The following is an 11,531-nucleotide window of genomic DNA, read 5'->3' as shown; positions in this document are numbered from 1 at the left end:
AGAGTAGGACGCCGCCGGACACAACCACACGAAGAAGGCCCCGCAGCCCCCACCAACACACGGTGGAGAGGCGCGGGGCCTTCCTCACGTCAACAACCCAAACACCCCACCCGACCTCGTACACCCACCCACCCTTTCAAGAATCGGAGTGGGTTCCGTACACTTTTCGGCCCAAAACCGTACCAAACCCACTCCGATTCAGGGTTGGTCAGCAGCAACTCCGACGCCCGCCCAGCCCATCGCGGGCATTGGTACACCGTCCTTTCCAGGATCGGAGTGCCAAAAGCTGTCGAAAGCGGCGTTTGAGCGACATCTCGCACTCCGATCAGGGGGGGAGGGGTGAGGGGCGTCGTCTGGGTGGGGTGGCCCGGCGCCTGGGGCCGCTCCCTAGACTGGGAGCATGGATCCGCTGTTTTCTCACGCTCCCGAGCCGTCCGCCACGCCCGAACCGGCGCCGGCCGCACCCGCGGCCTCGGAGTCGCTGACCCTGCCGCTGGCGCCGGAGCAGGCGGCCGAGGCGGTCATCGACTATTTGCACCTCTGGTGGCCCGCGGCGAGCGTCCTCGAGGCACAGGACGCGGCTGGAGCCCACCTCTGGTGGGACGCCGAGGGCTTCGGCGCGGAGCTGGAGGACGGCCACGCGCTGCAGCTTGCCGAGACCACCGAGTGGGAGTGGCCGGACGGTGCGTCGCTGCGCGTGCTGGCCGGCCCCGCGGAGGGCGCCACCTTGACCATGAGGGCCTCCGGCGGTCCCGAAGGAACTCTCCTGGCCATCGCCGGCGACCCCGAGCTGGTGCGCGAGGTGAGCGTTTCCTTCGCACGCTTTATGGGTATTTCGAACTGAGCGTCGCGCTCGTCACCGGGGGAGCCCTCGATTTGGGGATCCCCCCTCGGGAGGCTAGACTGGACAAGCACGGTTCAGCGGGGTGTGGCGCAGCTTGGTAGCGCGCGTCGTTCGGGACGACGAGGCCGCAGGTTCAAATCCTGTCACCCCGACCAGTGTGAAGGACCGGAGGTTTTCCTCCGGTCCTTCGTCGTTTCCGGGGTAGTTTTCGTCCTATTCCGAACGGCCACACTTCCGTTGAAAGTGTCCGGGAACCCCCTTGTCCAGGCGTCCCCGCCCGCATAGTTTGCTCTGAAGGATCCTGCGCCGGTTCAGAGCCCGCGCGCCGACAGAGGGAGCTCAAGCGTGGGCGCGGACGTACTGATTGTTGGCGCAGGACTCGCGGGCCTGGTCGCCGCCCACGAGCTGCAAGCCGTGGGCCGTAAGGTCCTGGTGCTTGACCAGGAGAACCGCAACAACCTCGGCGGCCAGGCCTGGTGGTCCTTCGGGGGCCTCTTCCTCGTGGACACGCCCCAGCAGCGCCGCCTCGGCGTGAAGGACTCGCACGCCCTCGCCTGGTCCGATTGGCAGGGCTCATCGGCCTTTGCGACGGATGGCAGCGACACGTGGGGCAAGCGCTGGGCCAAGGCCTACGTCGACTTCGCCGCGGGGGAGAAAGCCCAGTACCTCGCCGAGCAGGGCATCAAGCTCACCCCCGTCGTCGGCTGGGCCGAACGCGGGGACCAGTTGGCCACGGGCCACGGTAACTCCGTGCCGCGTTTCCACGTTTCATGGGGAACCGGCACCGGAGTCGTGGCGCCCTTCGCCGCCTCGCTCCTCGAGGCAGAGCAGGCCGGACGCAGCGAGTACCGCACGCGCCACCGCGTCACCGACCTGATCGTGGAGGACGGCGCCGTGGTCGGCGTGCGCGGCGAGATCCTCGCTCCGGACGAGTCACCGCGTTCCGTCACCAGTTCCAGGGAGGTCGTGGAGCCCTTCGAGCTGCGTGCCCCCGCCGTGCTCGTCGCCACGGGCGGCGTGGGCGGCAACCACGCGCTGGTCCGCGAGCTCTGGCCGCAGGACATGGGCACGCCGCCCAAGAACCTCATCACCGGCGTCCCCGCCCACGTGGACGGCAGCGGCCTGCGCCTGAGCGAGGCCGCCGGCGCCGCGTGGGTGCACAAGGAACGCATGTGGCACTACACCGAGGGCATCGAGAACTTCGACCCGGTCTGGCCGGATCACGGCATCCGCATCCTCCCCGGCCCGTCACCGCTGTGGTTCGACGCCGAGGGCAACCGACTCCCCGCCCCGAACTTCCCGGGCAACGACACCCTCGGCACCCTGCGGTTCCTGCGCACCGATCCGGTCGCGAGCCGCCACGACTACTCCTGGTTCGTGCTCTCGCAGAAGATGATCAACAAGGAGTTCGCGCTCTCCGGTTCGGAGCAGAATCCGGACATCACCTCGGGGAAAAAGCTCGAGGTCGTGAAGGCCCGCCTGAACTCCAAGGGGGCTCCGGGCCCGGTGGCGGCCTTCCAGGAGCGCGGCGCGGACTTCCTGAGGGCCGACACCCTTCAAGAGCTCGTGGCCAAGATGAACGCCCTCACGGGAGAGAACCTCATCGATGCCCAGCACCTGCAGGAACAGATCGAGGCTAGGGACCTGCAGGTGGATAACGACTTCACCAAGGACGCCCAGGTCCAGAACATCCATAACTCTCGCCGTTACCTGGGCGATAAGCTCATGCGCACCACGAGCCCGCACCGCATCCTTGATCCGGCCGCCGGGCCGCTCGTGGCCGTGCGCCTGCACATCCTGACGCGCAAGTCCCTCGGTGGCCTCAAGACCGACATGGACGCCCGCGTCCTGCGAGAAGATGACAGCGTCCTGCCAGGTCTGTGGGCCGCGGGCGAGGCCGCCGGCTTCGGCGGGGGAGGGGTGCACGGCCTGCGGGCCCTCGAGGGCACCTTCCTTGGAGGCTGCCTCTTCACGGGCCTGCGGGCCGGGCGCGCCATCCACGCGGCCCTGGGCGGCCCGCAGGGTGGCACCGGGGCCGCCTGAGCCAACCACCTGCCCGACGGCGCGGCGAGGCTCCCAGCCTCGCCGCGCCGTCGCGCGTGGCGACCGCCGTGCACCGCCCACGCTCCCAGCCCACGCCCCGACGTCGGGCAACGCGAGCACCGCTCTATGCAGCACCAGGGCACCGAGCCCACGCCCCGACGTCGGGCACAAAAAGGCCCGGCCCGTCCCCTCGAGAGGGAACGGTCCGGGCCCTGCGCAAGAATCAGGCGCGGTGCGTGTCCGGCAGACGCAGCCCGGAGGCCGAGTCGAAGAGGTGCACGCGGGCCACGCGCGGGGCCACCTGAATGGTGGAACCCGGGCTGATGGCGGCGCGGCCGCCGGCGCGGACGACGAGCTGACGCTCCTCGCCGCCGACCGTGGCGCGGCCGTAGACGTACGCGTCGGCGCCGAGCTCCTCGACCACGTCGACGCTCAGGGCCAGGCCCGGGCCGTCGACGATGTCGAGGTCCTCGGGGCGGATGCCGAAGGTGACCTTGCCGCCCGTCACGGCGGCCGTCTGCTCGGCGCTCAGGGCCACCGAGGTGGCGCCGAAGGTCACGGAGCCGCCCTCGACGGGCAGCTCGACGAGGTTCATGGCCGGGGAGCCCATGAAGCCGGCGACGAACACGTTCTGGGGCGTGTCGTACAGGGCGCGCGGGGTGTCGACCTGCTGCAGCTTGCCCTCGGAGAGGACGGCCACGCGATCGCCCATGGTCATGGCCTCGACCTGGTCGTGGGTCACATAGACCGTGGTGACGCCGAGGCGGCGGGTCAGCGAGGCGATCTGCGTGCGGGTCTGCACGCGCAGCTTGGCGTCCAGGTTGGAGAGCGGCTCATCCATGAGGAAGACCTTGGGGGAGCGCACGATGGCGCGGCCCATGGCGACGCGCTGGCGCTGGCCGCCGGAGAGGGCCTTGGGCTTGCGCTTGAGGAACTTCTCCAGGTCCAGGAGCTTGGCGGCCTCGAGGACGCGCTTCTCGCGCTCCTCCTTCGAGACGCCGGCGATCTTGAGGGCGAAGCCCATGTTGTCCGCGACGGTCATGTGCGGGTACAGGGCGTAGTTCTGGAAGACCATCGCGATGTCGCGGTCCTTGGGGGCCACATCGGTGACGTCCTGGTCGCCGATGCGGATGGTGCCGCCGTCCACCGGCTCCAGGCCGGCGAGCATGCGCAGGGTGGTGGACTTGCCGCAACCGGAGGGACCCACGAGGACGAGGAATTCGCCGTCCTTGATGTCCAGGTCGAACGCGTCGACGGAGGGGACAAGCGCCCCAGGGTACTGGCGCGTGGCGCCGTCAAAAGTCACAGAAGCCATGGGGCATCAACCTTTTCCCGGGCAGGTACGTGCCCGACGATCCGTAGAGAACAGGTGTGGCTACTCTCTCACATCCGCGAGCAGCTGCAAGAGGTCGGCGACATCTCCCGGCCCGTCGACCCGAAATTCGGCCTGAGTGGGCCCGGGGCCCACCTTGATCCCCACGTCTTGCTTGCGCAGGACGGCAAAGGCGTCCTCGTCGGTGCGGTCGTCACCAACAAAAAGCACGACGGCGGCATCGCTCACCTCGCGCAGCCAGATGAGCCCCTGCCCCTTGTCCGCGCCGAGGACGCTGGCCTCGATGACGTCCTTGCCCTCCCTGACATGCGCGCCCTTGACCTTGGCGAGGGCCCGCAGGGCCGCCTGGGTGGCCTGTTCGCCCTGGCCAGCGGCGAGGCGCGTGTGCAGGACCGCGCCGGCCGGCTTGGGCTCCACCCACAGGCCGTCGAAGCGCTCGGCCACGGCCTCGAGCGCCGCCTGGGTCGCGGCGAGCACCTTGCGCTGGGTCTTGGTCAGCTCGGCCTGCGTGGCCTCGGCGTCGAACTCCTCCGGGGCCCAGCGCTCGGCGCCGTGGCTGCCGACGAGCAGCGTGTGTTCGCCCGGCGCAGCGACGCGGCGCAGCGAGGCGAGCTCGCGGCCGGAGATGAGGGCGACGTCGGTGTCGGTGAGCGCCGCGAGCACGTCGATGGCGCGGGCCGAGGCGGGCAGGGCCCGCGCCTCGTCCGGCACGTCCGTGAAGGGCGCGAGGGTGCCGTCGAAGTCCAGCGCCACCAGGAGGTGGCCCACGCGCGCGAGCTTGCCGACGCGCGTGCGCAGCTCGGGGCCGAGACCCGTCATCGCGCGCCGCGCCCGGGGGTGCCGGTGGCGCCCGGCCCGCCCGCGTGCGGCGAGGCGTCGTCGTCCTGCGTCTCCTGCAGGGAGGTGAGGAAGTGGCGGGACCAGCGCGCGACGTCGTGATCCTGCACGTTGCGGCGCATGGAGACCAAGCGTCGCTTGGCCTCGGTCGGTTCCATGTTGACGGCCTCCAGGATGCTGGCCTTGAGGCCGTCGATGTCGTGCGGGTTGACGATGACGGCCGAGCCCAGCTGGTCGGCGGCCCCGGCAAACTCGGAGAGCACGAGGCGTCCCCCGCCGTCGAAGCGGGCCTGGACGTACTCCTTGGCGACGAGGTTCATGCCGTCGCGCAGGGGCGTCACGAGCATGACGTCGGCGGCGAGGTACAGAGCGACCATCTCCTCGGTGGGGTACGAGTGGTGCAGATAGCGCACGGCGGTGTGGGCCAGGGAGTCGTACTCGCCGTTGATGCGGCCCACGGTGCCCTCCACCTCCTCGCGCAGTTGCTGGTAGGAATCCACCTTTTCGCGCGAGGGGCTAGCGATCTGCAGGAGGCAGGCCTGGCCCACCGACAGGGCGCGGTCCTCCAGGAGCTCCGCGTAGGCCTTGAGGCGGTGGCGGATGCCCTTGGTGTAGTCCAGGCGATCCACGCCGAGCAGGACGGTCTCCGGGTTCCCGAGCTCCTCGCGGATCTGCCGCGCGCGGTCCTGGACGGCCGGGCTCGCGGCGAGATCGGCGATCTTCGCGGCATCGATCGAGATGGGGTGCGTCTGCGCGCGTGAGGAGCGGCCGGAGCCGGGCCGACGGACCTCGCCCTTGCGCGGGGTCAGGCCGAGGAAACGCTTCACCGACGTGAGGAAGTTGGCCGTGTCCGAGGCCCGCTGGAAGCCGATGAGGTCCGCGCCGAGGAGGCCCTCCAGGATGCGCGAGCGCCACGGAAGCTGCGCGAAGAGGTCGGTGGAGGGGAAGGGGATGTGGTCGAAGTAGCCGATCGTGAGGTCGGGGCGCAGGTCGCGCAGCATCTTGGGGACCAGCTGGAGCTGGTAGTCGTGGACCCAGACGGTGGCGCCGGGTGCCGCGGTGCCGGCGGCGGCCCGCGCAAAGCGGGCGTTGACCTCGCGATAGGCCACCCACCAGGTGCGGTGGAACTCCGGCGGCACGATCACGTCGTGGTAGAGCGGCCAGAGCGTGGAGTTGGAGAAGCCCTCGTAGTACAGGCGCACGTCCGCGCTGCTCAAGGGGACGGGGACGAGGTCGATGCTGTCCTCGTGGAAGGGCTCCAGCACCTCGTTCTCGGCGCCGTGCCAGCCGACCCAGGCGCCCGTGGAGGCCTGCATGAGCGGGTGGAGGGCGGAAACCAGGCCGCCGGGGGAGGTCCGCCAGGCGGCGGTCCCGTCCTCCAGGGTGACTCGGTCAACGGGCAGGCGGTTGGCGACCACCACGAAGTCATGCGTGCCGGTCTTGACGGTATTCATGCTGTCCTTCCCAACGGGTGCGTGGCCCCAGGCTACCCACGGGAGCGGCCAGCGGAAGGGGCACGGCGAAACATGGCGCGTCGGACGAAGCTGAGAGAATGCACAGACTGCTGTCGTATTCTGTGGAAGTTGAAGTGACAACCTCCCCTACCGTGCGCACACCCGCGCGCGAGCGAAGGACCTGGTGACATGGCAAGCAACGCCCCACGGGCAACGAAGTCGGAGCGCCTCGAGGCGGCCCGCATCGAAGCCCGCGCCAAGCGCGAAGCCGCAGACAAGAAGCGCCGCCAGCGCTCCCTGTGGACCAAGATCGGCATCATCGTGGGCATCGTCGCCCTCGTGGCCGGCGGCGGTCTCTGGTACTACTTCGGTGCCGTGAAGCCGAACAACACCTTCGCCGACTCCGGGCCGATCCCCGCCGTGGGCAACCAGTACGGCGGCGTGGTGCTGGACAGCCCCACCACCATGGTCTCCACCGGCGGTGGCGAGGTCACCAAGGAGCAGGTCGACGCCGCCAAGGTCCTGACGGACCCCAACTACAAGCGCGAGGCCGGCGAGGCCGCCCCGGCCGGCGTGGACAAGAGCGCCAAGCCGGCGCAGATCATCGTCTACGTCGATCCGCTGTGCCCGCATTGCGCCGAGTTCGAGAACGCCTACGCCGGCCAGTTCGAGTCCTGGCTGTCGGAGAAGAAGGCCACGGTCGAGTACCGCATGGTCTCCGTGATCCGCTCCGCCACGAACTACCCGGCCCGCGCCGGCAACGCCCTGTACTGCGTGGCCGACAAGAACCCGGCCGCGTTCCTGCCCATGATGAAGTCGCTCTTCGCGGATCAGAAGGAGCGCTCCAACGCCGAGCTGGCCCAGCTGGCCTCGCAGGCCGGCGCCGCCGACCTGAACAGCTGCATCAGCAATGGCACGTTCCGCCCCTACGGGGTGGTGGGCCAGGGTCAGATGATCAAGGACAAGATCGGCGGCACGCCCTCGATCTTCGTCAACGGCACGTACTACAACGGCGAGACCGACGGCGACTTCGTCGAGTGGGCCAACGCCAAGATCGACGCCGCCAACAAGTGATCCACTGATCGCTCGCTGACGACGAAGACACGGCCTCCCGCCCCCGGTTCGGGGGAGGGCGGCCGTTTCTGTACGATGGAGCGGCACGCCTCTTTAGCTCAGTTGGCCAGAGCACCTGTCTTGTAAACAGGGGGTCACCGGTTCGAATCCGGTAAGGGGCTCGATCGAAACCCCCGCGAAGCCGCGGGGGTTTCGCCGTTTCTGCGGTGTTCATGAGCCCCGCTGGGTGCCAAAGGAGTACCAACCCACTTCGGCGTATTTGCGCGGATTTCGTCAGGTGAGGTCAACCGCGTTGGCACCCATTTGGCACTCACCGCGAGGTGCACTCAGCCCAGCACAACCCCGGTAACGATCTGATGCAAATCCGCGACGCGGTGGTCTCGTTTGTGTGACGCTTGGCCGCACCTGTTCGACATTGCAGGGCTGCGCGCTTTACTCAGATTGCAAACAATCTTCAGGAGGGGAAATGAAGGCACTCACAGGACTGACGCGGGCTCTCGTCGTGCTCGTGGCCACTGCCGGCCTACTAGGGAGCGCGGGAGCACCAGCGGCCCTCGCGAGGGACGTCGATCAGGTCACCGTGAATCCGTCGGAATCGTCAGTGACGCCGATGGTGGTCGACCCGGGGCGCACGAAACGGTGCACGGACGGGGTCACCGGTGGCATTTTCAATGCGCATCCGGCCAACTTCGGTCAGGCCCAGAAGATCCTGAACGCGGGAATGCCCTATCGATCTTCGACACAAGTCTGGCAGGCAGACAACAACAATGAGGTCTGGATCTACTGGTGTTGGTTGACCGACTACACGGGTTCAGTCGCTGGGATCGATGGGACCAATCCCGTGGTGAGGCCGGCCAAGTACTACCTGAGTGACGGCACCCTGATCATGTTCCGCCCTACCAGCAAGTCTGGCGGGTACACGGTGGACATCAAGAGCCCGAACAACTCGAAGCCGTACAAGATTCATGTTGCATGACGCCGCTGACCGACTCTCCCGTCGGCTCATGGAAGAAGACCGCTCCGACTGGGTGCTGCTGGCTCGAGTACTGGACCTTGCAAGCCAGACGCTTGGACTGGAAGAGAACCGAATGCGGGAACCGCAGGTCCAGGAAGTGGCCCTCTCCGCCGTGAAACAGTTGATGGCGCAGGGACAAGCGGCAATCGGCACCTACTCCAATGGTCCTGGCTTCCAGCGTTGGCCGTTGACCGTCGATGAGACAGGGCAACGTTTGCGCACGGGTCTCGAGACCAAGAACGACACAGAGTTCGAAGATTTCGTGATGCGAACGATGGTGGACATCGTATTGCCGCCGTCAGGCGGGGCGTAAGCGTCGCCCCGCACGAAAAGAGCGCCCCCGCTTCGGCATGAGGTGGGGGCGCTCCCGTGATTGCTGGATATCGTGACTTGCCACGTGTCAGGCGGGCGCCGCGTTCCGTTGTATGCGTTGACGACCAACAGAGAGGGTTTGGCCTGTGAAAGAACCGCTGACGCTGACTGGACTCGTTGAGGCTTCCCTCGTGGTCTGCGGGGCACGTTCAGTGCTTCAGCTGTCTGCATTCGCGCGGCGACACGACCAGCCGATCACGTACACGACCCAGGACCACATCAGGTCGGGCACGTACAAGTCGCTCCCGAGTGCGAAGACCGTCAGGCCGAGCGCGTGGCTGGCCGGCGTCGACGACGCGGTAGCTTTCAGGGCAGCCGGACGGTCAATCCCGAACTTGCCCCTCGCGGACGACCTTCCGCTCGGTGCCGATGGGGTATTGGCCAACTCTCGGAAAGCTGCCATCGTGATGGTGAAGGTCATGATCGACCTCGAACGAGCCAATCATGAGCGACATTCAGCGGGCCACAGCCCAAATCGCGACACCGTCCGACGGACGGCTGTACTGGAGGACGGTCCTGTGGCTGGGAAGGAGACCCACGCGGTCCTCCATGACGACTTCGTAGCCCACCATGTCAGACCCCAGGGGTGCGACCAGATCGACTGCGACTTGGACGTGGCCGGTGAGAATATGCAGGATCATGGAGAAGGCGCCGCGTGAGCCCTATTCTGCGGCCAGGGTGGGACTCTGCAACCACTTTCCCTGCGGCAACGACGCGTCAGGCCCGATATGGAATCGCTTACTTTGAGACGCTGTGCGCGCAAGTTGGAGTGGGGTTCACAGAGACTCGTCCCGACGCCGACGTTCAGGGAATAGACGGGCACCTGTCCTTCGACTCGACAATGGTGCACGTGCAAGTGAAGTGCACCACCCAGGCGCCGACGAAGAACGATCCGCACTTCACGTGGACGCTCAAGCCATCGTGGGTAGCAGGCTGGGCGCGCAAGACCTCACCGGTCTACTTGGTCCTTGTTCACGTGCCCAAGTCCCCGCTGGACTGGGTCAGTTACCCTGATGCGCCAGCTACGACCTGTCATAGCACAGCAGCATACTGGGCGCGAGTGGACAAACTCCCCGTGGGGGCCACTTCAGTTTCTGTGCCGTGCACCAACAGACTTACGGCCGCAACTATCTCCCAGTGGGAGAGCAGCCGGCTAGCCGGATTTACGGGAGGAGGAACCTTGTGAGCACCTTGGACGCTACTCGCCAAGACCTTGTGGAATACATGCTGGGTCACGGCTGGAGAATCTCAAATAGAGGGCCAGTCGGAGAGCTTTGGGAATCTTCTACTGCCGCCGCTCAAATTGGCATCCCCTACTCGCTGTCCTTCGGCACGGCTGAATGGCAAGACACTGTGCGTCGAATCGCGACCGAGGCCGGCATTGTACCGGCCTTGCTCGAACGGAAATTCGCGTACTGGAACTACGACGAACTCGAGTTTCATTTGGAGGGTGCCGAGTGGGGGCACGACATTCCCGTAGAGGCGGGCTACCACCTTTTTAGCTCAGCACGTCAGGTTCTTCGGTCAGCTGCGACGACATCGCGCGCACCCAAGGCGGTCATCGATGCCGGCTACTCGCGAGTCGGCGAGTCTCTCGTTGCGCAGTGTGTTTTCGGGCAAACGAGGGAAGGCTCCTATGTCCTCCCGCTATTTGTCCCCCTCGGCACCTTGGCGACCCGTAAGAATGGGATCGAAAATCGGGAGCTGAAGCAAGACGAGGATGTGTTCGGTGACGTGAAGTCCTTTGCCGATGGCTTTGAGCCAGCCGGACGTCTGACTACGCGCACTATGGCCGAGTCGATGGCACTTATCTATGAAGCCATCGTCCAGACGGATAGGGTCCCGGGTTCGTCAAAGGTCGAAGAGCTTGTTGAGGCGGGTGTCAGCAAGGAATTGGTCAAAGCCCTCGCTAATGTCATTTCGCCGCGGCAAGTGGACGTCTTCGACGCTTCGTTTATCTGGTCGGAGAGTCTCGACACCGAGACGCCGAGGGGTCCGGCCAGGATTGTTATCCCCAAGTCTTCCGCTGACGTACTTGCCAAGAGCTGCGAGAGGTTTATCAAGGCTCGAAGTGAAGGTCCTGAGTTTCTCACGGGAACCATCGTCGAGATGCGAGATGAGCCGATCGTGAGTTGGGGCACGGCAACTCTAGAGACCACTCGCCGCGGTCGTCCTTCAGAGATCTCGTTCACTGTTGACGAGAAATTGCTTCCGGCTGCGCATGCTTGGTTCGAGTCGCACGAGAAGATCAACGTTTCGGGCGTCGTGCGTAAAGTCAGAAATCGTCTCCATATCGACAGCCCAGACAGCATTTCCTCCATCGGTCAGGCGCCATTGCCTTTTGAAGCGCTTTAGGAGGGCAGCCGGGGCCAGGAGGAGAACTTGCCGATTTGTGCCATCATCGTGCGATCGGCGCTCGCTGACTGACTTCGGTATTCGTTGACCTCGCTCGTCCGCGGAGGCCAAAAGGGGCTCTTCGCAGTTGACGGTGTAGCCGGGGTGCGCGCGGCGATGGCTGGATAGGGGTCGAGGTCCCCCGAGGATGGAAGTTCCTACACT

The 11,531-nt window shown here is 66.4% G+C and carries 11 protein-coding genes and 2 tRNA genes; 9 read left to right on the top strand and 4 right to left on the bottom strand.

Translation table 11 applies throughout. The annotated features are described in order from the left end of the window. The first annotated feature begins 400 nt into the window (after positions 1-400). The 3 genes from DWB68_RS15250 to DWB68_RS15240 all read left to right on the top strand — a co-directional run bounded on the left by DWB68_RS15250 (position 401) and on the right by DWB68_RS15240 (position 2,887). Positions 401-844, top strand: a complete 444-nt coding sequence (locus DWB68_RS15250) for a hypothetical protein (RefSeq protein ID WP_119425978.1) — start codon at positions 401-403, stop codon at positions 842-844. Between the two features lie 78 nt (positions 845-922). Continuing rightward, positions 923-999, top strand: a tRNA-Pro gene (locus DWB68_RS15245). A gap of 190 nt (positions 1,000-1,189) precedes the next feature. Further along, complete coding sequence (locus DWB68_RS15240) at positions 1,190-2,887, top strand: FAD-binding dehydrogenase (RefSeq protein WP_119425977.1); 1,698 nt, start codon at positions 1,190-1,192, stop codon at positions 2,885-2,887. A 223-nt stretch (positions 2,888-3,110) separates the two neighbouring features. On the opposite strand, the gene DWB68_RS15235 is transcribed toward DWB68_RS15240, so the two are convergent. Genes DWB68_RS15235 through DWB68_RS15225 form a run of 3 tightly spaced genes read right to left on the bottom strand, consistent with a single transcriptional unit; the run spans position 3,111 to position 6,511 of the window. Beyond that, positions 3,111-4,202, bottom strand: a complete 1,092-nt coding sequence (locus DWB68_RS15235) for an ABC transporter ATP-binding protein (protein ID WP_119425976.1) — start codon at positions 4,200-4,202, stop codon at positions 3,111-3,113. Positions 4,203-4,262: 60 nt separating this feature from the next. Then, the gene (gene otsB, locus DWB68_RS15230) at positions 4,263-5,039 is read right to left on the bottom strand and encodes a trehalose-phosphatase (protein WP_119425975.1); all 777 of its coding nucleotides are present in this window, start codon (positions 5,037-5,039) and stop codon (positions 4,263-4,265) included. Next, positions 5,036-6,511 carry an alpha,alpha-trehalose-phosphate synthase (UDP-forming) gene (locus DWB68_RS15225; RefSeq protein ID WP_119425974.1) on the bottom strand — a complete coding sequence of 492 codons (1,476 nt, stop codon included), beginning with the start codon at positions 6,509-6,511 and terminating at the stop codon, positions 5,036-5,038. Before DWB68_RS15225 ends, otsB begins: the two co-directional genes overlap by 4 nt. A gap of 189 nt (positions 6,512-6,700) precedes the next feature. Here DWB68_RS15225 and DWB68_RS15220 point away from each other — a divergent pair, with 189 nt between their 5' ends. The 4 genes from DWB68_RS15220 to DWB68_RS15205 all read left to right on the top strand — a co-directional run bounded on the left by DWB68_RS15220 (position 6,701) and on the right by DWB68_RS15205 (position 8,913). Next, the gene (locus DWB68_RS15220) at positions 6,701-7,585 is read left to right on the top strand and encodes a DsbA family protein (protein WP_119425973.1); all 885 of its coding nucleotides are present in this window, start codon (positions 6,701-6,703) and stop codon (positions 7,583-7,585) included. Positions 7,586-7,672: 87 nt separating this feature from the next. Then, positions 7,673-7,746 (top strand) — tRNA-Thr (locus DWB68_RS15215). 305 nt (positions 7,747-8,051) lie between these two features. Beyond that, complete coding sequence (locus DWB68_RS15210) at positions 8,052-8,561, top strand: hypothetical protein (protein ID WP_119425972.1); 510 nt, start codon at positions 8,052-8,054, stop codon at positions 8,559-8,561. 28 nt (positions 8,562-8,589) lie between these two features. Further along, complete coding sequence (locus tag DWB68_RS15205) at positions 8,590-8,913, top strand: hypothetical protein (protein WP_147391712.1); 324 nt, start codon at positions 8,590-8,592, stop codon at positions 8,911-8,913. Between the two features lie 216 nt (positions 8,914-9,129). On the opposite strand, the gene DWB68_RS15200 is transcribed toward DWB68_RS15205, so the two are convergent. After that, positions 9,130-9,393, bottom strand: a complete 264-nt coding sequence (locus DWB68_RS15200; RefSeq protein WP_119425970.1) for a hypothetical protein — start codon at positions 9,391-9,393, stop codon at positions 9,130-9,132. A 234-nt stretch (positions 9,394-9,627) separates the two neighbouring features. Here DWB68_RS15200 and DWB68_RS17265 point away from each other — a divergent pair, with 234 nt between their 5' ends. Together DWB68_RS17265 and DWB68_RS15185 are read left to right on the top strand one after the other, a co-directional pair. Beyond that, positions 9,628-10,158 carry a DUF4365 domain-containing protein gene (locus tag DWB68_RS17265; protein ID WP_119425968.1) on the top strand — a complete coding sequence of 177 codons (531 nt, stop codon included), beginning with the start codon at positions 9,628-9,630 and terminating at the stop codon, positions 10,156-10,158. After that, on the top strand, positions 10,155-11,327 hold the full coding sequence (locus DWB68_RS15185) for a hypothetical protein (protein WP_147391711.1): 1,173 nt from the start codon (positions 10,155-10,157) through the stop codon (positions 11,325-11,327). Before DWB68_RS17265 ends, DWB68_RS15185 begins: the two co-directional genes overlap by 4 nt. Positions 11,328-11,531 lie beyond the last annotated feature (204 nt).

Origin of the sequence: Galactobacter valiniphilus, from assembly GCF_003575975.1 — a bacterium.
Lineage (GTDB): Bacteria > Actinomycetota > Actinomycetes > Actinomycetales > Micrococcaceae > Galactobacter > Galactobacter valiniphilus.
Note: the sequence above shows the minus strand (reverse complement) of the source record. Positions and strands in the feature narration are given on the sequence as shown.